Here is a 23945-nt window from a genome sequence, read left to right as displayed (position 1 = left end):
GAAGACTTCAGCCCGCTTGTTCACGCTCAGTCCGGGTCTGGACACCGCTTGGTGTCCGCGATCCGGCGGAGTGGGACGACCAGGGACCACCGGGTACTGTCGGGTGGAATCAGTCAGGAGGTCGAGCTTTGGCCGGTTCCCACCGCGCACCCCGCGGCGGTAGTCGCGCTGCTGCCCGGGAGGCGCGCCGGCAGAAGGCGCGCAAACGGAACCAGACGATCGCCGCCGGGGTCGCGGTCGTGGTGCTGGTCGGCGGCGGCGGTGTCGCCGCGCTGAACGCCTTCGGCGGTGACGACGCGTCCGGTCCGGACTTCGGTGCCACCGACGACAAGTCGTCGGACTCGAACCTGCTGGCCGACGCCAACGTCCTGCTCGACGCGGCCACGGCCAGGCCGCTGGGCGCCACCGGCGCCTGGGCGGTCACCAAGACCGCCGACGGCAGCAGCGCCCCGGAGCGCTCGTTCGTCTGCCAGTCGCAGCGGTTCGCCGACCCGGCCGGACAGCGCACCTGGGTCCGCACCTTCCAGAACTCGGCCACCAAGGAGACCGCCGTCCAGTACGTCGAGGTCTCCAACGACAAGGCGGCCGCCGGCAAGGCCTACACCTCGATCATCGGCTGGCTCAGCGGCTGCTCGACCCCGCAGACCCGGCTGGCCGCCAGTTACGTCACCACCGGCGTCGGCGAGCGTGGCGTGATCGCGGTCTTCGGGCAGCCGGCCGGTGCCAAGACGAAGTACCGGACGGTCGCGGTGGCGGTCGCCGGCAAGGCCACCATGGTGCTCGAGCACGACACCGTCGCCGCCGCGGCGCCCAAGCCCACGCCGGTGCTGGCCGCGGCGACGGCCGGGCTGAAGAAGATCTGCGCGCAGAGTGGCGGCTGTGGGACCGGGGCGCCGGTGGCCAAGCCGGGGCTGCTGCCGACCACCGAGGCGCCCGGGTTCATGGCGCCGGTCGACCTGCCGGTGCTGGCCGGGATCGACAAGCCGTGGGTGAGCAGCGGCGGCACCAAGATCGGTGCCGGCACCGGCTGCGAGCGGATCGACCTGAAGAAGGCCAAGCCGACGAAGCTGACGACGCTGACGTACGTGACGCCGGAGGCCAAGGTGCCGACCGAGTTCGGGCTGGACGACACGGTGGTGAAGTTCGCCACCCCGGCCGCCGCGAAGGCGTTCGCGGAGCAGATCCGGAAGAACGTCGACGGGTGCGAGAAGAACGTCTCGAACGCGCAGGTGAAGTCGACCGGCACGGTGTCGGTCGGCTCGGTCCGGGGCGAGAGCTGGCGGGCGTCGTACGACACCGGCGGCGGGAAGATCTTCACCTACCGGATCGGGATCGCGTCGATCGGGAACCAGGCGGTCTACGTCCTGTTCCCGGTGCTGAAGGGCCTGGACATCTCCGACACCGCCTTCAACGAAACCCTCGTCCGCGCCGCAGAACGCTCCACCCTCTACAAGTAGAAGCAGAAAGCACCCGCCCCCAGGCGATGGGGGCGAGTGCTTCCTGCGGGTTCTACTTCGTCAGGTTCTGCATGATTTCGCGCATCAGGTTGGCGGTTTCGGTGGGCGTCTTGCCCACCCTGACGCCGACGGCCTCGAGGGCCTCCTGCTTCGCGGCGGCGGTGCCGGAGGAGCCGGAGACGATCGCGCCCGCGTGGCCCATGGTCTTGCCCTCGGGGGCGGTGAAGCCGGCCACGTAGCCGACGACCGGCTTGGTGACGTTCTCCTTGACGAACGCCGCCGCCCGCTCCTCGGCGTCGCCGCCGATCTCGCCGATCATCACGATCGCGTCGGTGTCCGGGTCGTCCTGGAACGCCTGCAGCGCGTCGATGTGGGTGGTCCCGATGATCGGGTCACCGCCGATCCCGATCGCGGTGGAGAACCCGAAGTCCCGCAGTTCGTACATCATCTGGTACGTCAGCGTCCCGGACTTGCTGACCAGCCCGATCCGGCCGGGACCGGCGATGTCGGCCGGGATGATGCCGGCGTTCGACTCACCCGGCGTGATGATGCCGGGGCAGTTCGGCCCGATGATCCGGGTGCCGGCGGCGGCCGCGTGCGCGAAGAACGCGGCGGTGTCGTGCACCGGCACGCCCTCGGTGATCACCACCACCAGCGGCACCGCGGCGTCGATCGCCTCGAGGACGGCGTCCTTGGTGAACTTCGGCGGCACGAAGATCACCGAGACGTTCGCCCCGGTCTCCTTCACGGCGTCCGCGACCGTGCCGAACACCGGCACCTCAGTGTCTTGGCCGTCGAAGGCTGGGAATCGAACGCTCTGGCCGGCCTTGCGCGGGTTCACGCCACCGACGATGTTGGTGCCGGAGGCAAGCATCCGGGTGGTGTGCTTGGTGCCTTCCGAGCCGGTCATGCCCTGGACGATGACCTTGCTGTCCTTGGTCAGGAAGATAGACATTGTTCAGCGATCCCTTACTTCGCAGCCAGCTCGGCGGCCCGCTTGGCGGCGCCGTCCATCGTGTCGACCCGCTCCAGACCGGCCAGGCCGGCCTCGTCGAGGATCCGTCGGCCCTCCTCGGCGTTGTTGCCGTCCAGCCGGACGACCAGCGGCTTGGTGACGTGCTCGTCGCGGCTCGCCAGCAGCTCGAACGCCTGCACGATGCCGTTCGCGACCTCGTCGCAGGCGGTGATGCCGCCGAAGACATTGACGAACACGCTCTCCACCTGGGCGTCGGAGATGATGATCTCCAGGCCGTTGGCCATCACCTCGGCGGACGCGCCGCCGCCGATGTCGAGGAAGTTCGCCGGCTTCACGCCGCCGAACTCCTGACCGGCGTACGCGACCACGTCGAGCGTCGACATGACCAGGCCGGCGCCGTTGCCGATGATGCCGACGCTGCCGTCCAGCTTCACGTAGTTCAGGCCCTTGGCCTTCGCCGCCGCCTCCAGCGGGTCGTCCGCGGAGGCGTCCTGGAACTCGGCGTGGTCCGGGTGCCGGAAGTCCGCGTTCTCGTCCAGCGAGACCTTGCCGTCCAGCGCCTCGACGTTGCCGTCCTCGAGCTTGACCAGCGGGTTCACCTCGACCAGCGACGCGTCCTCGCCGATGAACACGTCGTACAGCTTGACGATCTCCGGCGCGACCGCGTCCAGGATGTCCTCCGGGTACTTCGCCGCTCGCGCGATCTCACGCGCCGTGGCCTCGTCCACCCCGGCGGCCGGGTCGATCGAGATCTTCGCCACCGCCTCGGGGTTGGTGTGCGCGACCTCCTCGATCTCCATGCCGCCGGCGGCCGACGCGATGCACAGGTAGTTCCGGTTGGCGCGGTCGATCAGGAAGGAGAAGTAGTACTCCTCCGCGATCGCCGCGGCCGGGACGATGTTCAGGATCTTGACGACGTGACCCTTGATGTCCAGGCCGAGGATCTCGCGGGCCTTCTCCTCCGCCTCGTCCGGCGAGGAGGCCAGCTTGACGCCGCCGGCCTTGCCGCGACCGCCGGTCTTCACCTGGGCCTTCACGACCACCCGGCCGCCGATCTTCTCGGCCGCCGCGCGGGCTTCCTCCGGAGTGGTGACGACCTCACCCACGGTCGTCCGCACTCCATGCTTGGCGAAGACCGTCTTCGCCTGGTATTCCATCAAGTCCACGACTGTGGTCCCTCTCTCGCACCTGTTCGAGTAGGCCGCGGCAGGCGGGCTGTTCCCGGAAGAGGGCACGGTCGCCGGCGCGTTCCGTCGGCCTGAGACTAGCCACCCCCGTGTGCTCCGCAACAGCCGGGGTACACGCTGAGACGACCGTCACAGCCGCCTTGCCCTTCCGTGAAAGGCTGGGCGCATGACCTCCGCAGCGTTCAGTTCAGGGACCAGACCAGCTGACGACTGGTGGCGTAGCGCCGTCGTCTACCAGGTGTACCCCCGTTCGTTCGCCGACGCCAACGGTGACGGCACCGGCGACGTGAACGGCATCCGGGCCCGGCTGCCGTACCTGGCCGATCTCGGCATCGACGCGATCTGGATCAGTCCCTGGTACCCGTCCCCGCTCCTCGACGGCGGGTACGACGTGTCCGACTACCGGGCCGTCCACCCCGACTTCGGGACCTTGGAAGACGCCGACGCGCTGATCGCCGAGGCGCACGCGCTCGGGATCCGGATCCTGATCGACCTGGTGCCGAACCACTGCTCCTGGGAGCACCCGTGGTTCAAGGCGGCCCTGGCGGCGGGCAAGGGCTCTCCGGAGCGGGACCTGTTCTGGTTCCGCGACGGCAAGCCGGGCGGGCTGCCGCCGACGAACTGGCCGGCCGCGTTCGGCGGCGGCGCCTGGCAGCAGGTCGAGGACGGGCAGTGGTACCTGCACCTGTTCGACATCTCCCAGCCGGACTGGAACTGGGACCACCCGAAGGTGATCGAGGAGTTCGACGCGATCCTGCGGTTCTGGTTCGACCGCGGGATCGACGGCTTCCGGATCGACGTGGCCGACTCGATGGCCAAGGACTCGTCACTGCCGGACGTCCCGCTGCAGGACGGGCAGCCGACCCGGGAGAAGTACGTCGGCAACCCGTTCTACGACCAGCCGGGGGTGCACACGATTCACCAGCGCTGGCGGGCGATCGCCGACGAGTACGCCGACACCCCGCAGGGAGCCCGGGTGTTCGTGGCCGAGGCTTGGCTGTCCCCGGCCGAGCGGCTGGCGCAGTACGTGCGGCCGAACGAACTCCACTCGGCCTTCAACTTCGACGTACTGCGCTGTGCCTGGGACGCCAAGGAGTTGCGCGAGGTCATCGACCACACCACCGAGAACCTCTGGGCCGTCGGGGCACCGGCGACCTGGGTGCTGAGCAACCACGACACCATCCGGCACCGGACGCGGTACGGGCGGGACCAGCGCGAGGCACTGAAGGACGCGGGCGTGGTGCCGACCGACCTGGAGCTCGGCCGGCGCCGGGCGCGGGCCGCGGCGTTGCTCGAGCTGGCACTGCCGGGTGGGGCGTACATCTACCAAGGCGACGAGCTCGGCCTGCCCGAGGTCGAGGACCTGCCGGAGGAGGTTCTCGACGATCCGGTCTGGGAGCGGTCCGGCCACACCCGCCGCGGCCGGGACGGCTGCCGGGTGCCGCTCCCGTGGTCCGGCGGCGAGCCGCCGTTCGGGTTCGGTACCGGCGCCGGCCAGCCATGGCTTCCGCAACCCGCCGACTGGGCCGCCCTGACCGCCGACGCCCAGGCGTCCGACCCCGACAGCCACCTCAACCTCTACAAGGCGGCCCTGCGGATCCGCCGCGACACCGAGGCGCTGGGCGAAGGCCGGCTCAGCTGGGACGAAGACGCTCCCGCGGGCGTGCTCTCGTTCTCTCGCGAGCCCGGCTTCCGCTGCCTGGCCAACCTCGGCGAAGCGCCGATCTCCCTGCCGCCGCACAGGTCCGTCCTGCTGACCAGCGAGCCTCTGGTCGCTGGTCAACTGCCGAGCGACGCCACAGCCTGGCTGGAGATCTGACCCCTGCGGACACGAGAAGGCCGGAGCCGCCTGAGCGACTCCGGCCTTCGTGACGCGCTCGCTACTTCACGCCACCTGCCGTCAGCCCGGCGACGATGCGGCGCTGGAACAGCAGCACCGCGATCACCAGTGGGATCGTGACGACCACACCGGCGGCCATCTGGCTGCCGAACGGTTGGTCACGTCCCGACGTACCGGTGAACTGCGAGATGACCACGTTCGCGGTCTGGATCTCTTTGCGGTTCACCATGCTCAGCGCGATCAGGAACTCGTTCCACGCCGCGATGAAGGTGATGATCGCGGTGGTGAACACACCCGGTGCGGCCAGCGGGAGGATCACCTTGCGGAACGCCTGCGCCGGCGTACAGCCGTCCACCATCGCGGCCTGCTCGAGCTCTCGCGGCATCTGCCGGAAGAACGCGGTCAGGAGCCACACCGCCAGTGGCAGCGCGAACGACAGGCTGGGCACGATCATCGCCTGGTAGGTGTTGATCCACTCGATATCGCTGAACAGCTTCTTCAGCGGAATCACCAGTGAGATCCCCGGGAACATCGAGGTGACGATGATGATCGCCAGCACGAAGTTCTTGCCCCGGAACTCCAGCCGGGCCAGGGTGTAGGCCGCCACCATCCCGATGAGCAGCGTCAGGATCGTCACCGTGCCGGCCACGATCAGGCTGTTCAGCAGAGCACGGCCGAACCCGGTACCGGGCTTGAACACGTCGGTGAAGTTGGTGAACGAAACAGGCGACGGAATGATCGAGTTCTCGAACTGGTCGGTCGGCCGGCGCAGCGACGACACCACCATCCAGAAGAACGGCAGCAGGCAGTAGAGCACGATCAGCGCGACACCGATCAGCGGCAGCCACCTGCGGTACCACGGGGCCTCGGCCGCCTTGACGTCGATCACCTTCCGGGTCTTCGGAGCCTTCTCAGCTACAGCCATCACGCACCTCCTCCGCCGCCACCGGCCGTCACGCCGGGCGATACCGGGGTCTTGGACGCGTCCTGCTTGCGCCCGCCTCGGCCGCCGTTGCCGTTCTTCTTCTTCGGCTTGCGCTGTATGGCGTCACCGAACACGTCGGCCCCCAGCAGCTTGACGAACACGTACGCGACCACAGCGACGTAGATGAACAGCAGGGTCGCGTACGCCGCCGCCGGCCCGTACCGTGTCTGGTTGGCTTCGAGGTACGCCAGGATCGACAGTGTCTCGACCGACTCCTTGTTCGGGCCGACCAGCACGAACGGCAGGTCGAAGATCCGCAGTGTGTCGAGAATGCGGAACAGCACTGCCACCAGCAGCGCGGGCTTCACCAACGGCATCGTGATGTGGATGAACGTCGACCACACCTTGGCTCCGTCGACCTTCGCGGCCTCGTAGACCTCGTCCGGGATCGTCTGCAGGCCCGCTAGCACCAGCAGCCCGATGAACGGTGCGGTCTTCCAGGTGTCGGCGATGATGACCGACAGCACCGACTGCCAGCCCTCGGTGGACCACAGGATCTGGGTGCCGAGCAAGTCGTTAGCGATACCGTCGGCCTGGAAGATCCACTTCCACAGCAGCGCGGAGACCACAGTCGGGATCGCCCACGGAACCAGGATGCTGGCCCGGACGATGCTGCGGCCCTTGAACGCCTTGTGCATCACCAGGGCCATGGCGACACCCAAGGTGGTCTCCAGGAGCACGCAGGTGACGGTGAAGAACGTGGTGTTGTAGAAAGCGTTCCAGAATCGTTCGCCGGTCTCACCTGAGAAGATCGCCGAGTAGTTCTCCAGGCCCACGAACTCGGACCCCTGGATGATGAAGCCCGATTCGTCGATCCGTTGTCCACTCTGGTACAGCGACTCGCGTAATGCCGACAGGATCGGCAACCCGACAACCAGGACCAGGACGAGCATGGTCGGCGACAACAGCCCCGCGGCCAGGCGGCCGGTGCCCTCGTTGAACGACGTGGCCCGCTTCGGCTTCTTGGTGGGTTCCGGCGTCGGCCGCTGCGCGACCGGGGCGGATGTACTCACCTCTGCCTCCTTCTTTCCGCCCGCTGTCCGCGGGCAGCGACAGGCCGGGGCCGGCACGCAGCAGTGAAGCTACGCGCCGGCCCCGCCGCTTCGGTCATTGCGTGATGAGCGAGCTCAACTTGGTCTGCAGTCCGGCCAACGCGTCCTTCGGTGGCGTCGTACCGGTCAGAGCGCCGTACGCCGCCTCCTGGATCGCCGTGGTGACGTCGCCGTACTTGACCACCTTCGGCCGCGACTTCGCGGTCTCGATCGAGGCCTTCAGCGGTGCCAGGTACGGGAACTGCTTGTTCAGCGCGGGGTCGTCGTACAGCGAGGCCCAGGTCGGCGCCTGCGAGGTCTTCTCGATGTTCGCCTTCTGCCGCTCCTCGCTGGACATGAACTTGATGAAGTCCGCTGCGGTCGCCTTGTTCTTGGCGAACTCGGAGATCGCGTAGTTGTGTCCACCGAGGGTGGACACGCCCGGACCGTCCTTGCCCGGCAGCGCCGCGACGCCGAACTTGCCGGCGATCTTCGACGAGCCGTCGGTCTTGCCCGCCAGCGCGTACACGTACGGCCAGTTCCGGTGGAAGATCAGGTTGCCTTCCTGGAACGCCCGGCGGCCCGGCTCTTCCTGGTACGTGATGGCAGCCCTGGGGATCATCCCGGACTTGAAGCCCTCGACCAGGAAGTTCAGCCCCTCGAGCGCCTCCGGGGTGTCCACGTTCGGCTTGCCGTCGTCACCGACGACCACACCGCCCGCACCGTTGACGGCCTCGGAGAAGTTCACCGTCAGGCCCTCGTACTTCTCGAACTGACCCGCGTAGCAGCCGGCCGTCTTGGCCTCCGGCAGCGCCTTGACCTTCGTGCAGGCCTCCTGCATCTCGGCCCAGGTCTTCGGCGGCTGCACGCCGGCCTTGTCCAGCAGGTCCTTGCGGTAGTAGAGCAGACCACCGTCGGACGTCACCGGCACGGCGTACAGCTTGTCGCGGTACTTGGCCGTGTCGATCGTCGACGGCAGCAGCTTGTTCAGATCGGGGAACTGGTCCTCCGGCAGTTCGGTGATCCAGCGGTTCGCGGCGAACTCGGCGGTCCAAACCACGTCCAGGTTCAGCACGCTGAACGCGTCGGACTTGATCTGCGCGTTCGAGATCATCTGCGCGCGCTGCTGGTCCGCGGACTCGGGCAGCTCGGTGACCGTGACCTTCTCGTCCGGGTGCTGGGAGTTCCACGCGTTCACCTGGTTCGTCAGGTTCCCGGAGGTGTCCTTGCCGGTGGCGAAGTTGATCGGGCCGCGACCTTCGAGAGCTGTTCCCCCGCCCGAGCCGCTGTCGCCACCGCTTCCGTCGTCACCGCCACACGCGGACGCAAGCAGCGCAAGGCTGCCGACGACGGCCACGGCCATCGCCCTGCGTGTGTGTGATCGTTCAAACCTCATCGTTTACCTGCCCTCTCCCGATGGGACATCGCTTGGTCCTGCGTCAGCGGTTCACAGTCCCCCACCGCGCTGCGATCCCGCCTGTCCGGACAGTAACCGACGACGGGGGTGATGTGTCCTGAGCCACACACCTTGCCGTCGACAGCCTTCTGAAACGGACAAACCGCATGGCTGTATGCGACCGCGATTCGACAGTCCGCACAACCAGGTCTTTCTTAACGATTCGGTATTACCGGTTAGTAGCCTAGCTGAACGCACGGTATCCGTTCAGAACGACTCCACGCAGTCGTCATCACGCTCCGGAGCGGAACGGAGGGGTGCGAAGGCCGTCGAACGGCCGGATCCGCGGGCCTCAGGACGTCGAGGCGGAGGCGTCGCCGACGTGGGTGCGGACCCAGTCGACGATCTCGGTGGTGGTGGCCCCTGGGGTGAAGATCTTGTGGACGCCGAGCTCGGCCAGCGGCTGCAGGTCGGCGTCCGGGATGATGCCGCCGCCGAACACCACGATGTCGTCGGCGTCGCGCTCGGTGAGCAGCTCGCGGACCCGCTTGAACAGGGTCATGTGCGCCCCGGAGAGCACCGACAGGCCGATCGCGTCGGCGTCCTCGGCGATCGCCGTCTCGACGATCTGCTCCGGCGTCTGGTGCAGGCCGGTGTAGATGACCTCCATGCCGGCGTCCCGCAGCGCTCGCGCGACCACCTTCGCGCCGCGGTCGTGGCCGTCCAGGCCAGGCTTGGCGACGACGACGCGCAGGGTGCTCGTAGGAGGCATGCCCGCAGGCTAACCGGTCCGTGCCTCACGGGATAAGACACGGCGGTGTGTGTTCCCCGCCACGCCGAATGGGAACCGGTTACCTTGAAAGAGATCGGACTGATGGGGGGTCTGGTTGCGGTGAGGAGTCGCCGATGGGTACCTGGCAGAACGAGGTACGCGGAGCACTTGACGGACTTGCGTACGGCGCGAGGTCCGCGCTCTCACCCCGCGTGTTGCAGGGTGCCGCGGTCGAACTGGGCTGGCTGACCACCCATCTCGCCATGTATCCGCTCGGCCTGGTCGGCGGCTCGGGCTCCCGCACCGAGCGGCTCAACCTCGAGGGGCTGACCCCGGCCCAGCGCAGCCTGCTGGTCAGCAACGTCCGGGCCGCCGGTACGCCGATCGTGCTGGCCCACGGGATCATCGACAACCACACCATCTTCGCGCTCATGCGCCGGCAGTTGCAGCGTCGCGGCTTCCGCAGCATCCACCACTTCTCGTACTCACCGCTGACGCTCGACGTACGCCGTACCGCCGAGCGGATGGGCGAGGATGTCGAGCGGATCTGCGAGCAGTCCGGATCGGACCAACTGCACGTGGTCGGGCACAGCCTGGGCGGACTGATCGCGCGGTACTACATCCAGCGGCTCGGCGGGCACGAGCGCGTGCACACCTGCGTCACCCTCGGCACGCCGCACCAGGGCACCGTCGCCGCGCGGCTGCTGCCGTGGCCGCTGGTGCGGCAGGTGCGCCCGGACAGCGAACTGATGGCCGAGCTGGCCGAGCCCGCCCCGGACTGCCGGACCAGGTTCGTCGCCTTCTACAGCGATGTCGACCAGCTGATCGTGCCGCAGCGGCGGGCCCGGATTCGGCATCCCGACCTGGTCGCCAGTAATGTCCGGGTGAACGGCGTGGGCCACCTGTCCCTGCCGTTCCACGGCGACGTGGCGCACCAGATCACCGGTGTGCTGACGCACCTGGACGACGAGCAGGAGACGGTCGCCTGACCGCCTCCACTTGTCGTGACATGCTCGGAATTGCCTGACAAGGCAGCATCCTGGGCACGCCGGGGCAACTGCACGTGCAGGCGCTCATGCAAAAGTTTCGTGAAGGAGACGCCGAAAAGTGGGTGGCAGGGTTTGTCACCTCGTGACTGATCCGTTATCGTCCATCAGGCCCGGCCAGGGAATAAAACCCCCGGACGGGCGGACAAGCCCCTCCCCTGTGACCGAAAGGCCACGTTGTGTCCCAGCACCGTGCCGCGGGCAACCGCGTCACGCCAGGCAACGCTGCGCGCAAGCCCGGCGCAGGACGTCACAGTGCCAAGCATCGTGTTGCCAGGCGTAACACCCCGGGAAGTACCCAGATCGTCGGTCTGACCGCAGCGCTCGCTGCGGCGGCAGGAGCTGTGGGATTCAGCCACAGCACCCTCGCCTCGCCGACGCAGGCGAACTCCGCGGTCAACCTCGCCGCCCTCAGCATGGACGACGGGCAACTGTCCGGCATCACCACCGCACGCATCCAGGCCCGCCAGCTCGCCACCCGTGACTCCTCCCGGGTCCAGCTCGCCGGCAACGAGACGACCAAGAAGCAGGCCGCGGCCGCCCAGCTGGCCAAGGCCCGGGCCGCAAAGCTCACCGCCACCCAGGCACTCACCGCCAAGCGCGCCTCCTCCCTCGCCAAGGCCAAGGCCGCGGCCGAGGCGGCGGAGAAGAAGATCCGCGAGTCGGCCACCCGCTGCGAGATGATGCTCTCCGGCTACCACATCACCGCGACCTTCGGCCAGGGCGGCAGTCGCTGGGCCCGCAACCACACCGGCACCGACTTCGCCGCCCCGGTCGGCACGATCATCCGCACCGTCATGAAGGGTGTGGTCATCCACGCCGACTGGGCCGGCCCGTACGGCCGCCAGGTCCAGGTCCGGCACGAGGACGGCACGGTCACGACGTACAACCACATGTCGAAGTTCAGCGTGTCCGTCGGCGAGACCGTGTACGCCGGGGACCAGGTCGGCGCGGTCGGGATGACCGGGAACACCACCGGCCCGCACCTGCACTTCGAGGTTCTCCGCGACGGCGGCGACGCGATCGACCCGATGCCCTGGCTGCGCGACCACTGCGGGCTCAACCCGTAATCCACCGGCGCGACCGCTGACCTAAGCTGCCGGCATGCGCCCAGCCGCCGGGGAGGTCCTGCACTTCTCCGAAGATCCGACCATCGAGGTCTTCCGGCCGCACCTCGCCAGCACGGCGCGTGCGGCCACGCCGTACGTCTGGGCCGTCGGCTACGACCGGGCCCCCGACTACTGGTTCCCGAGGCAGTGCCCCCGCGCGATGGCGTGGGTCGGCCCCTCCACCACCCTCGACGACACCGCCCGCATCATCGGTGCCGGCTCCGGCACGCGCGTGCACGCGGTCGAGTACGGCTGGCTGGACGCGATGCGGTCGGTCGAGCTGTACGCCTACCGGCTGCCGGCCGCGCCGTTCGCCGAGCTCGACGCCGCGATGGTCGCGACGACCGAGGTCCGGCCGCTGGGTCCGCCCGAGCGCGTCGGCGACCTGTTCGGTCTGCACGACGAGGCCGGGATCCAGTTGCGCGTCCTGTCCCGGCTGCACGACTTCTGGTCCGAGGTCATCACCAGCACGCTCGAGTGGAGCGGCATCCGGCTCCGGAACGCCCGGCCATGAGGTACGCCGGTCTCGCCGAGGCGGCCTGGACCTGGGTTCTCCGGCAGGTGCGGTGGGACGACGCCGGCCCGTGGATCCCGGAGGCCGCCGGCGGTGAGAAGCCGGAGGAGTACCGCGACGGCATGCACAGCGGGATCGGCGGACTCGCGCACGCCCTCGCGGAGATCCGGCTCGCCCGTCCCTGGACCGCCGACGAGCAGAAGCTGGCCGGTGCGATCGCCGACCGGATCCGGGCCGCCGTCCCGGCGGAGCGCTCGGTCACGTACTTCGACGGCCTGGTCGGCTCGATCGGCGTGCTGACCGCTCTCGGTGAACCCGGCGCGGCGCAGGCCGTGGAGCGGGTCACCGAGCTCGCCACCGCCGACGGCTGGCCGGAGAGCTTCCTCCAGGCGCCCAAGTACCGGCCCGGCGCGGTGGCGAACGACGCGACCCTCGGCACCGGCGCCGTCCTCATGGGCGCCCTCTGGGCGGCTCGGCAGGGCCTGGACGCGCGTTCACTGATCGAGCGAGCGGCGAACCACCTGATGGCGGAGCAGGAGGCGTCGGGCAACTGGCTGTTCGTCTCCCGGCGGTTCTGCACCGGGGAACCGGGCCAGATGCCGAACTTCTCGCACGGCCTGGCCGGGATCGCGGCCGTGCTCGCGCCGGCCGGCGTGGAGCTCGGACGGCCGGACCTGGTGGATGCGGCCCGCCGCGGCGCCGAGCGCCTGGTCACCCTCGGCATCAACGACGACGAGGGATTCCGCGTGCCCCGGGTGATCCCGTGGGACAAGCGGCAGGGCGACGAATACACGCACAACTGGTGCCACGGCGGCGCCGGTACGTCGCTCCTGTTCCGCGCGCTCGAGTACGCCGGAGTCGACCAGGTCGCCGGGGAGACGCCGGCCGTCTGGCACCGTCGCTGCCTGGACAGCGTCCGCCACTCCGGTGTCCCGGACCGCCGCTACCCGGGCTTCTGGGACAACGACGGCCGCTGCTGCGGTACGGCGGGAGCCGGCGACGTCTTCCTGGACGCGTGCCTGCGCGACGGCCACGACGACGACCTCGACTTCGCCGTCCGGCTCGGGAACGCCCTTGTCCAGCGAGCGTTCCACGACGACGGCACGGCGTACTGGCGCTTCGTCGAGCACCGCGACGACGACCCCCTGCTGCCACCCGGCATCGGCTGGATGCAGGGCGCGGCGGGCATCGCCGCGTACCTCTTCCGCCTCCAGCGTGTTCTCGACGGCGACACCGGCTCCGTCGAACGGATGGACAACTGGTGGGCGCTCAGCGGCGCCAGACCTCGGCGGTGGTGAGAAAGGCGGAGGAGCCGGGCTTGTCCGGAGAGCCGTCGACCTGGACGAACCCGGGGACCGAGGCGCCGCCGATCGAAACGGTGGCGGAGCGGACCGGAACGATGACCAGGCTGAGGCTGTGGTTGCCCTCGGCAAGCTGGAAGTTGTCGGTGGCGAACAGCCGCCGGTCGAGGACGCCGCCCATCTCGATCTGGATGTCGGCCGCCTTCGCGCTGAGGCCGTCGGCCAGGTTCATCGACACCTGCACCAGGTCGCGCTCGACCGCCGGCTCGTGCCAGGGCAGTCCCTGGACCTCGAGGAACGAGCGGACGAAGTAGCGCTCCAGCCAGGAGGCCAGGTCGACGTCCTCCGACACCACCCGGACGATCCCGTCGAACCACAGGACGACCGCCGTCCCGGCACCGCGGATCGACCAGTCGACCATCCAGATCGACGCGTACGCCGTCACCTTGCCGTTGTCGTCGAACAGCCGCAGCCCAGGGTTCGCTCCCGCCAGGATGATCCGGCGGATGCTGCCTGCTACCGACTTGGACATGGGGCAAACGCTTCCGGAGGGAGGGCCGAAGATCCTTGATTGTCTCAATCTCCGCCCCAGATGCAACGTCGGCGCCGGAAAGCCTGACTCAGATCTTGTCGACCGGTGCGTAGCGCAGCAGGAGCCGCTTGACGCCCTCGGACCCGAAGTCGATGTCCGCCTGGGCCTGCTGGCCCTCGCCGCGGACGACCACCACCGTGCCCATCCCGAAGCTGTCGTGCACCACCCGGTCGCCCGGGTTCAGGCTGATCACCGGCTTGTCGGACGCCGTCCGGCGCGGCGGCTCGTAGCGGCTGGAGATGCCGCTGCCCCGCGTCGTACCGGTGCCGGACCAGCGGGTGATCGCGGACTCGTCGCGGCGCCAGTCGAGCAGCTCGGCCGGGATCTCCTCCAGGAACCGCGACGGCGGGTTGTGCTGCGGAGCGCCGTACGCCGACCGGACCGCGGCCCGGGAGATCGCCAGCCGCTGCCGGGCCCGGGTGATCCCGACGTACGCGAGCCGCCGCTCCTCCTCCAGCTCCTTCAGGTCGGTGAGCGACCGGGAGTGCGGGAAGACACCGTCCTCCATCCCGGTCAGGAACACCACCGGGAACTCCAGGCCCTTCGCCGTGTGCAGCGTCATCAGCGTGACCACGCCGCCGTCGTCGGCCGCGTCCGGGATCTGGTCGGCGTCGGCGACCAGCGCGACCCGCTCGAGGAAGGCCTGCAGATCGGCCGGTTCGCCGGCGGCCGTGCGCTCCTCGACGAACTCCCGGGCCACCGAGATGAACTCGTCGAGGTTCTCCAGCCGGGTCTCGTCCTGCGGATCCGGGGACTTCTGCAGGGTCTCGTAGTACCCGGAGCGGTGCAGGGCGACGTCCAGGATGTCGTCCGGCGGGGCGCCCGAGTCCACCATCGCGGTCAACTCGTCCAGGATGTCCACGAAGGCCTGCACGGCGTTCACCGACCGCGACGCCATCGCCGGGGCGTCCTGCGCCCGCCGCATCGCCTGCGCGAACGAGATCCGGTCGCGCGCGGCCAGCGCCTCGATCGCGGCCTCGGCGCGGTCGCCGATCCCGCGCTTCGGCTCGTTCATGATCCGGCGCAGGGAGACGGTGTCCTCCGGGTTCACCAGCACCCGCAGGTACGCGAGCGCGTCGCGGACCTCCTTGCGCTCGTAGAACCGGACGCCGCCGACCACCTTGTACGGATGGCCCGTCCGGATGAAGACCTCCTCGAACACGCGCGACTGCGCGTTGGTCCGGTAGAACACCGCCACGTCGGACGGCTTCACCCCGTCGGCGTCGGTGAGCCGGTCGATCTCGTCGGCGACGAACTGCGCCTCGTCGTGCTCGTTGTCGGCGACGTACACCGCGATCTGCTCGCCCTGGCCCTGGTCGGACCAGAGGTTCTTGGCCTTCCGGCCCTCGTTACGGGCGATGACCGCGTTCGCCGCGGACAGGATCGTCTGGGTGGAGCGGTAGTTCTGCTCCAGCAGGATCGTCTCGGCCCCGGCGAAGTCCTCCTCGAAGGCGAGGATGTTGCGGATCGTCGCGCCGCGGAAGGCGTAGATCGACTGGTCGGAGTCACCGACCACCATCAGCTCGGCCGGCGGCGCGGTCGGGCCGTTGCCAGGTGAGCCGTCGATGGCCGCCGGGTCCTCGCCGCAGAGCTCGCGGATCAGCGTGTACTGCGCGTGGTTGGTGTCCTGGTACTCGTCGACGAGCACGTGGCGGAAGCGGCGGCGGTAGTACTCCCGGACCTCGGGGAAGGCCTGCAGCAGGTTGACCGTGGTCATCAGCAGGTCGTCGAAGTCCAGCGCGTTCGCCTGGGCCAGCCGCTCCTGGTAGATCCGGTAGCACTCGGCGTACGTCTCCTCGAGGTGGTTCGAGGTCTTCGACGCTGCCGTCTCGTGGTCGATCAACTCGTTCTTCTGGGTGCTGATCCAGTTCAGCACGGCGCGCGGGTTGTACCGCTTCACGTCCAGGTCGAGCTCGCGGCAGACCAGCGTCATCAGCCGGCGCGAGTCGGTGTCGTCGTAGATCGAGAACGTCGAGCTGATCCCGAACCGCTTGATGTCGCGGCGCAGGATCCGCACGCAGGAGGAGTGGAACGTCGAGACCCACATCAGCTTCGCCCGCGGCCCGACCAGGTCCACCACCCGCTCGCGCATCTCCGCGGCGGCCTTGTTGGTGAACGTGATCGCCAGGATCGACCCGGGGTGCGCGTCACGGGCCGCCAGCAGGTAGGCGATCCGCCGGGTCAGCACCCGGGTCTTGCCCGAGCCCGCACCGGCCACCACCAGCAGCGGCTTGCCCGTGTGCACGACGGCCGCCCGCTGCTGCGGGTTCAGCCCTTCGAGCAGCGAGTCCGGATCGGTCCGATGCTTCTTGGGCTCCTCCAGCGGCACCGGGAGCTCATCAGGCGAGAACAGCGTAGTCATCACCACTCACCTTAGGCGGTCCCCCGGACAGTTCCCGAAACCCGCCCGTCGTGCACGCACGACCTAAGGTGGCTCCCATGGGTCAGTCACATCCGGTGTTCGCGCGGGTGTACGCGCGGGCGCGCCCACAACTCGACGCGCAGGGAATGGCCGAGCACCGGAAGCGGCTGCTGGACGGGCTGCGCGGCCGGGTACTGGAGGTCGGCGCCGGCGACGGCGGCAACTTCGCGTACTACCCGGCCGGGGTGACCAGCGTGGTCGCGGTCGAGCCGGAGCCCTATCTGCGCGTCAAAGCCGGATCCGCGGCGTACGCCGCCCACGTCCCGGTGGAGGTCGTCAACGCGACCGCGGACAGCCTCCCGCTGACCGACGCAGAGGTCGACGGTGTGGTGACGTCGCTGGTCCTGTGCTCCGTGCCTGACCAGGCCGTCGCCCTGGCAGAGATCTTCCGGGTACTGCGTCCGGGCGGCGAGCTCAGGTTCTACGAGCACGTCGCGGCCGCGCCGGGCACCGGCCTCGACCGCTTCCAGCGCTTCGCGGACGCCACCGTCTGGTCCTGGTTCAGCGGCGGCTGCCACGTCCACCGCGACACGGCGGCGGCGATCACCGCCGCAGGTTTCACCATCACCGACCTGGACCGCTTCACCTTCGGCCCCAACCCCGCGTCCCCCCACATCCTCGGCCGTGCCGCCAGACCTCAATCAGCCACCTGACGGAGCACCAGGATCCCGAGGCCTCCGGCGCCGATCATCCCGACGCCGATCCAGGCATCGGGAACTCCCCACCTGCGGTTCGCCGTCCGGTACCGGTCGGCGGGCGGCACCGTGGCCTTGTACTTCTCGACGAGTGCCTGGATCCGGTCCTCGTCCGCCGCGGACAGTCCGTCCTCGCCCAGCTCACGCGCCAGACGGTAGACCTCGGCCTTCTGCTCCGCGGTGAAACCGAACATCGCGTTGGTCTTCGGTTTCTGGATCGGCCGCACGCCGACCGAGCCGCAGTACAGCTCTGCACCCGTCCCTGCGTCGAGATGCACGAACCCGCCACCGCAATCGTCACCGGACCGCGCGACGTCCAGCCGGTAGACGTTGCGTTCGACGTTCAGATCGGCGAACCCCACGAACCCGATCATCAAACCGGCGAACACCAATCCACAGGCCGCCAACCACCCGAGTCCCCAGAACAGACAGCGCATCCGGTCAAGGATGTCAGGGCGACGGCTCAGCGAGCGGTTGGTGGCCGGATGCTGCCGTTCAGAAGAGCGGCGTGATCTCGTCTCCTGTCGGCAGAGTCGCCGACAGCAGAAAAGCTGGGGTGCGGCGGCCGGCCCGGTCAGGGTTGAGGACATGGCTGAAGACACCAAACAACCGCTGTTCAACGAGTCTGCGCGGCAGCGGCTGCTCGCGCAGCGCATCGTCGTACTGGACGGGACGCTCGACGACGACAACGGGACCCTGCTGGCGACGCAGATCCTCACCCTCGCGGCCGAAGACCCGGACCGGGACATCTCGTTGTGGATCCACTCGCTCGGAGGCTCGGTGCCGTCGATGCTGGCGATCCGGGACGTGATGCGGCTGGTGCCGTGCGACGTGTCCACGCTGGCGATCGGGCTGGCCTGCAGCGCCGGGCAGTTCCTGCTGTCCGCCGGTACGCCGGGCAAGCGGTACGCCCTGCGGCACGCCAGGGTGCTGATGCACCAGGGATCGGCCGGGATCGGCGGGTCCGCGGTCGAGATCGAGATCCAGGCGAACGACCTGCGGCACATCCGCGACACCGTGCTCGCGCTGATCGCCGAGGACACCGGGCAGCCGTTCGACACCGTGCACGAGGACTCGCTGCACGACCACTGGTACACCGCCGAACAGGCCCGTGAGTACGGCTTCATCGACCACATCGTCGAGTCGTTCGACCAGGTCATGCCCCAGCGAAAGGCCGCCTGACATGAGCTCCTACACCATCCCGAACGTCATCGCCCAGCACCCGCGGGGCGAGCGGATCATGGACGTCTACTCGCACCTGCTCAGCGAGCGCATCATCTACCTCGGTACGGCGATCGACGCCGGCGTCGCGAACGCGTTGATCGCGCAACTGCTGCACCTGGAGGCGGACAAGCCCGAGCAGGAGATCAACCTCTACATCAACTGCGAGGGCGGCGACATGACCGCGATGCTCGCGATCTACGACACCATCCAGTTCATCCGGTCGCCGGTCGCGACGTTCTGCGTCGGCCAGGCGATCTCGGCCGGAGCCGTCCTGCTGGCCGCCGGGGCGGACGGCCGTCGCGCCGTCCTGCCGCACGCCCGGGTCGTCCTGCATCAGCCGGCCGCCCGCGGCCAGGGCACCATCCCGGACCTGATCCTGCAGGCCGACGAGGTGGTCCGGGTCCGTGGCCAGGTCGAGTCGATCCTCGCCCGGCACACCGGGCAGACGATCGAGAGGCTGCGGCACGACACCGATCGCGACCACGTGCTGACCGCGGAGGGTGCGCGCGACTACGGCATCGTCGACCAGGTGGTCGAGAGCCGCCTGCCGGTGCCGGCGTTCGCGTGAGCCGTCAGTCGAACGCGGCCTCGAGCACCTTGTCGGCGACGGCGGCGTGGTGGGCGACGTCGGCGTCCCGGCGGCCGATCCGGTTGGTCAGGTAGGCGTAGGCGATCCGCCGGTCGGGGTCGGCCCAGCCGACGCAGGAGTTGCTGCCGTTGTGCCCGAACGTCCGCGGGCTGCTCGCGGTCCCGAGCGGCGTGATCACGCCCGGCACGAACCGCGGGCCGCCGAGCTGGAACCCCTGCGACCACCGGATCGGCGCGCCGACGGTACGGTCCAGCTCGCCCTCGCTGGTCGGCGCGACCGCGGCGGCGAGCGACTCCGGCCGCAGGACGCCCGACCCGCCGGCCAGCAGGCCGTGGTACAACGCGGCCAGCTCGCGTGCGGTGGTGGAGATCCCGGCCGCCGGTACGACGGCCTCGCGCGTACCGCGCCGGTTCACCACCGACTGCACGAACGGGCCGGCCGTCCCGGACACGCGGATCGGCACGCTGCGGTCCCACTCGCCGGCGGGCAGTCCAAGGAAGGTGTTCGACAACCCCAGTGGTTCGAGGATCCCGCGCCGTACCAGCTGCTCGATCGGTTGCCCACCGCATCGATGGGCGACCTCGCCGAGGACGAAGCCGAACGCGAGCGGGCTGTAGGCAACGGTGTCGATCGGCCAGCGGGGGCGGGCCCGCTCGATCCGCCGCAACGACCGGTCCCAGTCGGCGATCGCCCGGGCCTCGGCGACGTACGAGCCGATCGTGGTCAACCCGGACCGGTGCTGCAGGACCTGGCGGACGGTGATCGCCCGCTTGCCCTGTTCGCCGAACTCCGGCCAGTACGCCGCCACCGCGTCGTCGAGGTGCAGACGCCCGGACTCGACCAGCTGGTGGATCACGATCGCGACGTACGGCTTACTCGCGGAGAAGAGCCAGAACAGCGCGTCCGGTGCGCAGCCGATCGCCTGGTCGACCACCACCCGGCCGTCCCGGACCACGCACAGCTGCGCGGCCGCCTTGCGGGACCGGACCAGCTCCACGGCCGCTCCCAGCCGGCCGGCGTCCATCCGGACGTCCCGCGGTTCACACTCCCCGCCCAGGTCCATCGATCCTCCCGTCAGTCCCAGCTTGCCCCCAGTACCCAAGAGCCGGGTTAGGGTCGGTGGCGTGAGCGTGCCTGCGGGGACTCCGCGACCGGACAGCGAGATCGAGCGCGTCCTGGTGGTGGTCGCGCACCCGGACGACATCGACTTCGGCGGGGCCGGCACGGTCGCGACCTGGACCAAAGCCGGCATCGAGGTGCACTACTGCATCGTCACCGACGGTCAGGCGGGCGGCTTCGAGCCCGACCGCGACCGCGCGGAGATCCCCGCCGTACGGCGGGCGGAGCAGACCGCGGCCGCGGACCACGCCGGCGTCCACGACCTGCACTTCCTCGGGTACGTCGACGGTCAGGTGGAGCCGGGTCCGGACCTCGTCCGGGACATCACCCGGCTGATCCGCCGGGTCCGGCCGCAGCGCCTGCTGACCCAGTCCCCCGAACGCTGGTGGTCCCGCCTCCAGGTCTCCCACCCGGACCACCTCGCCACCGCGGAGGCGGCGGTCCGCGCGTTCTACCCCGCGGCCGGCAACCCGTACGCGTACGACGACCTCACCGAGGACGCCTGCGACGTCGGCGAGCTGTGGATGATGGAGCACCCCGAACGCAACCACTGGGTCGACGTCACCGACACCATCGACCAGAAGATCGCCGCGCTGATGTCACACGTCAGCCAGCACCGCGACCCGGACGCGCTCGCCGAGCGGATGCGGGCGTTCGCCCGGCAGAACGCCCGCGAGGGCGGACTGCCGCCGGACCACTACGCGGAGCCGTTCACCGTCATCCGCCTCGGCTAAAGGATTTGCGGTCGACGACCCGGACCGCGAGGGTGCGGGGATGACTATTGCTCATCAGGTGGTTGGCGAGGGGCCGGCGATGCTGCTGGTGCACGCCGGGGTGGCGGACGCACGGATGTGGACCCGGGAGGTGGCCGAGCTCAGCAAGGACCACCGGGTGATCACGATGGACCTGCGCGGGTACGGCGAGACGCCGCTGGAGCCGGCGGCGGAGTACTCCGACGCGGGCGACGTCCTCGCGGTGCTGGACGGGTTGGGCGTCGGCACGGTGGAGGCCGTCGGGTCGTCGTACGGCGGGTACGTCGTACAGCAGATCGCGAGCCGGCAGCCGGAGCGGTTCTCCCGGTTGGTGCTGATCTGCGCACCGACCGACGGCGTGGAACCGACCGCGGATATCCGGTCCGTTTGGGCCGAGGAGGAGCGGTTACTGGAGGCCGGCGACGTCGACGGCGCCACTGACCTGATGGTACGGAGCTGGCTCGGTCCCGAAGCGGACGATGACGCCAAGGAACTCCTGAACACCATGCAGAAGCGTGCCTACGAGCTTCAGCTGCCCGCGGGTGACGTCGACAACGAGGAGTACGCCGTCGAGCCGGAGAAGATCAGCGCGCCCGTGCGGTTGATCACGGGCGCGCATGACTTCGACTGGTTCCGCGACTGTGCAACGTACCTGGCCGAACGGCTGCCGAACGTCGAGCGCATCGACCTCCCGTGGGCCGGCCACCTGCCGACCCTCGAGCGGCCGTCCGAGGCGCTGAACCTGATCCGCTAGGGTGCGTCTCCCCATTCACTGCGAGACGTGCCCTAGCCGGCCAGGGCGCCCATCGGGTCCCAGGCGGGGAGCACGATCGGCGCGTCGTCGAGGCGCGCCTGCAGCTCGGCCGGGAGGGCTGAGCGGCGGACCGCGATCTCGAACACGTGCTCGCCGAACCACGAGTCGTTCATGGTCCAGAAGCCGTTGTCCGCCTTCTCGTCACCCCAGCTGTTCTCGACCCGCCAGCGCCGCGGCTTGCCGTCCACCACGTCGACGCCGGTGAACAGCATCGCGTGCGTCATCAGCGTCTCGTGGTGCACCAGCCGCTCGGCCTTGTCCAGGGTGAACTCGGTGTCGTAGACCGAGCCGTAGTCGTACAGCTCGGCGTCCCAGTAACCGAGGTCGGCGTTCATCTGCTTGCCGACGTCGCAGCCGAACCAGACCGGCTCACCACCGACGATCGCGTCCTGGCTGAGCTGCTTCATCAGGTCGATGTCGACGTTCAGGTAGACCACCGGCGGCGCGTCGATGACGTTGCCCAGGTAGTCGACGGTGAACGTCTTGCCGACCGGGCTGGACTCGCGCGGGTCGTGCACGAGGCAGACGTACTCGTCGACCGGCAGCTGCACGTACGCCGCGGCGAACTCGGCCGGCGTGGTCCAGCCGTCGCGGTGGAACTCCTTGTCGCTGTCCTTCCACTGCCACAGGAACTTCTGCGGCGGCGTGCCGAGGTGGATGCTCAGCACCCGGTGGATGGCGGTCAGGATCTCCTGCTTGCGGTCGCGCTGCGCCTCGACGCCGTCCAGCGCGCGCAGGTCGCGGGCACCCTGGCGGAGCAGCTTGCGGAGGATGTCGTTCATCTGCGCGGTCGCCGACGAGCTCTCGGTCTCCGGCATCGCCGACTTCGGCACCAGGCCGTGCTTGCGGACCAGCGCGACGAACATGTTCCACTGGCCGCCGTCACCGATCGGGTCGGACAGCAGGTGCGCCACCGTCCGGTCGTCGGCGTCCCGGCCGGCGGTCTCGATGATCGCCTCCAGGAAGAAGTTCGAGCGCTCGAACTTGTCCCAGAACAGCAGGTAGTTCTGGGAGAACTCGAAGTCCTTCACCCCGAGCTTGTCCGCCGCGCCGACGCGCAGCAGATTGAGCCCGGCGAACAGCCAGCAGCGGCCGCTCTTCTTCTGGTTCGTGACCTTCCAGTCGTCCAGCAGGTTCGACACCGAGTGGTCGATCGAGGTGACGACCTGGCGGTCCAGGGCGATGGCGTTGACCGGCGTCTGCGTGACGGCGTTCTGCATCACCCGGTACTGCGGGTTCGACACGAACTCCTTCTCGAAGAGCGCGAGCTGTTCGGCAGTGAGATTCCGCTCCATAGCACTCGACGGTATAACAGCCGCCAAGCCCGCACCGCCCCCGCCGGGGTGGCGCATCCGTGCCCCGTGCACACCGCGCCACCACCGCCTCCTGCCGGGCTCGGCGCGGGACGCTTCAGCCGGACTCCCCGAGGTGGTATGCCAGGGGGACAGCAGCTATCGTTATTGAAAACGACGTTCAACAAGGAAGGCCCCGGCCATGCCCCGACGACCACCGCCGACCGGCAAGCGCAAGCCGAAGCAGAATCCGCTCGACCGCGACGGCATCACCTACATCGACTACAAGGACACCGCGCTGCTGCGGAAGTTCATCTCCGACCGCGGCAAGATCCGTTCCCGCCGGGTCACCGGGCTGAGCGTGCAGCAGCAGAAGCAGGTCGCCCGGGCGATCAAGAACGCCCGGGAGATGGCGCTGCTCCCCTACACGTCGTCCAGTCGGTAGGTCAGTGCCAGAAGACCGCGACGACGGCGTTCAGCAACGTGAGACCGCCGATGCCGAACAGGACGCCGCGGCTGATCGACGGCCGCTTGCGGTAGACCAGGACGAGTCCGGTGACGACCAGGACCACGACCAGTTTCACCGCGATCTTGGTGTTGTCGACGGTGAAGTCGTCGTCCTTCACGCCGGACGCGATCCCGACGAGCAGGACGCCCGTGACCAGTTGGGTCAGCGCGCCGTGCAGCATCGCCGCGTTGACCACCGGCGCCGGGGACTTCAACTGGGTGAAGAACCCGCCGAAGAGGGCGGCGAACCCGACGAGGTGCAGCAGGGTCAGCACGTCATGCAGAAAGTCCATGACGTCACCCTAGTGACCACCCGGGGTGTGGC

At 69.1% G+C, this 23945-nt stretch carries 24 protein-coding genes; 12 read left to right on the top strand and 12 right to left on the bottom strand.

Features of this window, described 5'->3' with window-relative positions; genetic code table 11:
- Window positions 1-128: 128 nt before the first annotated feature.
- The gene (locus E1218_RS05835; RefSeq protein WP_132317024.1) at window positions 129-1457 is read left to right on the top strand and encodes a hypothetical protein; all 1329 of its coding nucleotides are present in this window, start codon (window positions 129-131) and stop codon (window positions 1455-1457) included.
- Window positions 1458-1509: 52 nt separating this feature from the next.
- On the opposite strand, the gene sucD is transcribed toward E1218_RS05835, so the two are convergent.
- Together sucD and sucC are read right to left on the bottom strand one after the other, a co-directional pair.
- On the bottom strand, window positions 1510-2412 hold the full coding sequence (gene sucD / locus E1218_RS05830) for a succinate--CoA ligase subunit alpha (protein ID WP_132317022.1): 903 nt from the start codon (window positions 2410-2412) through the stop codon (window positions 1510-1512).
- A gap of 14 nt (window positions 2413-2426) precedes the next feature.
- Window positions 2427-3599 carry an ADP-forming succinate--CoA ligase subunit beta gene (sucC, locus tag E1218_RS05825; RefSeq protein WP_132317020.1) on the bottom strand — a complete coding sequence of 391 codons (1173 nt, stop codon included), beginning with the start codon at window positions 3597-3599 and terminating at the stop codon, window positions 2427-2429.
- A gap of 187 nt (window positions 3600-3786) precedes the next feature.
- On the opposite strand from sucC, the gene E1218_RS05820 reads away from it, so the two are divergent.
- Window positions 3787-5439: a glycoside hydrolase family 13 protein gene (locus tag E1218_RS05820; RefSeq protein WP_132317018.1), complete on the top strand. Its 1653-nt coding sequence runs from the start codon at window positions 3787-3789 to the stop codon at window positions 5437-5439.
- 61 nt (window positions 5440-5500) lie between these two features.
- Here the strand turns inward: E1218_RS05820 and E1218_RS05815 are convergent, their stop codons facing one another.
- From E1218_RS05815 to E1218_RS05800, 4 genes are all read right to left on the bottom strand, one after another.
- Window positions 5501-6247 (bottom strand): carbohydrate ABC transporter permease, encoded by a 747-nt coding sequence (locus tag E1218_RS05815; protein ID WP_407657576.1) that lies wholly within the window; start codon window positions 6245-6247, stop codon window positions 5501-5503.
- A 137-nt stretch (window positions 6248-6384) separates the two neighbouring features.
- On the bottom strand, window positions 6385-7458 hold the full coding sequence (locus E1218_RS05810; protein ID WP_233712032.1) for a carbohydrate ABC transporter permease: 1074 nt from the start codon (window positions 7456-7458) through the stop codon (window positions 6385-6387).
- A gap of 94 nt (window positions 7459-7552) precedes the next feature.
- Complete coding sequence (locus E1218_RS05805) at window positions 7553-8839, bottom strand: ABC transporter substrate-binding protein (protein WP_233712031.1); 1287 nt, start codon at window positions 8837-8839, stop codon at window positions 7553-7555.
- Window positions 8840-9224: 385 nt separating this feature from the next.
- The gene (locus E1218_RS05800) at window positions 9225-9644 is read right to left on the bottom strand and encodes a cobalamin B12-binding domain-containing protein (protein ID WP_132317012.1); all 420 of its coding nucleotides are present in this window, start codon (window positions 9642-9644) and stop codon (window positions 9225-9227) included.
- 134 nt (window positions 9645-9778) lie between these two features.
- Here E1218_RS05800 and E1218_RS05795 point away from each other — a divergent pair, with 134 nt between their 5' ends.
- The 4 genes from E1218_RS05795 (at window position 9779) to E1218_RS05780 (ending at window position 13611) form a co-directional block, all read left to right on the top strand.
- The gene (locus E1218_RS05795) at window positions 9779-10633 is read left to right on the top strand and encodes an esterase/lipase family protein (RefSeq protein WP_132317010.1); all 855 of its coding nucleotides are present in this window, start codon (window positions 9779-9781) and stop codon (window positions 10631-10633) included.
- A 401-nt stretch (window positions 10634-11034) separates the two neighbouring features.
- Window positions 11035-11760, top strand: coding sequence for a M23 family metallopeptidase (locus E1218_RS05790; protein ID WP_233712030.1), 726 nt, complete (start codon window positions 11035-11037; stop codon window positions 11758-11760).
- A 34-nt stretch (window positions 11761-11794) separates the two neighbouring features.
- Window positions 11795-12313: a DUF6886 family protein gene (locus tag E1218_RS05785; RefSeq protein ID WP_132317008.1), complete on the top strand. Its 519-nt coding sequence runs from the start codon at window positions 11795-11797 to the stop codon at window positions 12311-12313.
- Window positions 12310-13611, top strand: a complete 1302-nt coding sequence (locus tag E1218_RS05780; protein WP_132317006.1) for a lanthionine synthetase LanC family protein — start codon at window positions 12310-12312, stop codon at window positions 13609-13611. Before E1218_RS05785 ends, E1218_RS05780 begins: the two co-directional genes overlap by 4 nt.
- Here the strand turns inward: E1218_RS05780 and E1218_RS05775 are convergent.
- Together E1218_RS05775 and pcrA are read right to left on the bottom strand one after the other, a co-directional pair.
- Window positions 13583-14146 carry a hypothetical protein gene (locus E1218_RS05775; RefSeq protein ID WP_132317004.1) on the bottom strand — a complete coding sequence of 188 codons (564 nt, stop codon included), beginning with the start codon at window positions 14144-14146 and terminating at the stop codon, window positions 13583-13585. The genes E1218_RS05780 and E1218_RS05775 overlap by 29 nt on opposite strands.
- 88 nt (window positions 14147-14234) lie before the next feature.
- Entirely contained in the window at window positions 14235-16568 is a 2334-nt protein-coding gene (gene pcrA / locus E1218_RS05770; RefSeq protein WP_132317002.1) for a DNA helicase PcrA, read from the bottom strand.
- A 77-nt stretch (window positions 16569-16645) separates the two neighbouring features.
- Between pcrA and E1218_RS05765 the strand changes: the two genes are divergently transcribed.
- Entirely contained in the window at window positions 16646-17281 is a 636-nt protein-coding gene (locus E1218_RS05765; RefSeq protein ID WP_132317000.1) for a class I SAM-dependent methyltransferase, read from the top strand.
- Here E1218_RS05765 and E1218_RS05760 read toward each other — a convergent pair.
- Window positions 17266-17760 (bottom strand): hypothetical protein, encoded by a 495-nt coding sequence (locus tag E1218_RS05760; RefSeq protein ID WP_132316998.1) that lies wholly within the window; start codon window positions 17758-17760, stop codon window positions 17266-17268. The two genes, E1218_RS05765 and E1218_RS05760, sit on opposite strands and share 16 nt — an antisense overlap.
- Before the next feature lie 151 nt (window positions 17761-17911).
- On the opposite strand from E1218_RS05760, the gene E1218_RS05755 reads away from it, so the two are divergent.
- Together E1218_RS05755 and E1218_RS05750 are read left to right on the top strand one after the other, a co-directional pair.
- Complete coding sequence (locus E1218_RS05755; RefSeq protein ID WP_132316996.1) at window positions 17912-18505, top strand: ClpP family protease; 594 nt, start codon at window positions 17912-17914, stop codon at window positions 18503-18505.
- Window position 18506: 1 nt separating this feature from the next.
- Window positions 18507-19115: a ClpP family protease gene (locus tag E1218_RS05750; protein WP_132316994.1), complete on the top strand. Its 609-nt coding sequence runs from the start codon at window positions 18507-18509 to the stop codon at window positions 19113-19115.
- 4 nt (window positions 19116-19119) lie between these two features.
- On the opposite strand, the gene E1218_RS05745 is transcribed toward E1218_RS05750, so the two are convergent.
- A complete protein-coding gene (locus tag E1218_RS05745) occupies window positions 19120-20199 on the bottom strand; it encodes a serine hydrolase domain-containing protein (RefSeq protein WP_165949140.1) in 1080 nt (359 codons plus the stop codon).
- Window positions 20200-20260: 61 nt separating this feature from the next.
- Here E1218_RS05745 and E1218_RS05740 point away from each other — a divergent pair, with 61 nt between their 5' ends.
- Window positions 20261-20989, top strand: coding sequence for a PIG-L deacetylase family protein (locus tag E1218_RS05740; protein ID WP_132316990.1), 729 nt, complete (start codon window positions 20261-20263; stop codon window positions 20987-20989).
- Window positions 20990-21029: 40 nt separating this feature from the next.
- The gene (locus E1218_RS05735) at window positions 21030-21761 is read left to right on the top strand and encodes an alpha/beta fold hydrolase (protein WP_132316988.1); all 732 of its coding nucleotides are present in this window, start codon (window positions 21030-21032) and stop codon (window positions 21759-21761) included.
- 32 nt (window positions 21762-21793) lie between these two features.
- On the opposite strand, the gene E1218_RS05730 is transcribed toward E1218_RS05735, so the two are convergent.
- Window positions 21794-23116: a C1 family peptidase gene (locus E1218_RS05730; protein WP_132316986.1), complete on the bottom strand. Its 1323-nt coding sequence runs from the start codon at window positions 23114-23116 to the stop codon at window positions 21794-21796.
- 199 nt (window positions 23117-23315) lie between these two features.
- Here E1218_RS05730 and rpsR point away from each other — a divergent pair, with 199 nt between their 5' ends.
- Window positions 23316-23558, top strand: a complete 243-nt coding sequence (gene rpsR, locus E1218_RS05725; protein WP_132316984.1) for a 30S ribosomal protein S18 — start codon at window positions 23316-23318, stop codon at window positions 23556-23558.
- Window position 23559: 1 nt separating this feature from the next.
- Here rpsR and E1218_RS05720 read toward each other — a convergent pair whose 3' ends face one another.
- Window positions 23560-23913: a hypothetical protein gene (locus tag E1218_RS05720; protein ID WP_132316982.1), complete on the bottom strand. Its 354-nt coding sequence runs from the start codon at window positions 23911-23913 to the stop codon at window positions 23560-23562.
- Between the last annotated feature and the right edge of the window lie 32 nt (window positions 23914-23945).

Source organism: Kribbella turkmenica, assembly GCF_004348725.1.
GTDB classification, from domain to species: domain Bacteria; phylum Actinomycetota; class Actinomycetes; order Propionibacteriales; family Kribbellaceae; genus Kribbella; species Kribbella turkmenica.
This window is presented reverse-complemented; position numbering and strand designations above follow the sequence as displayed.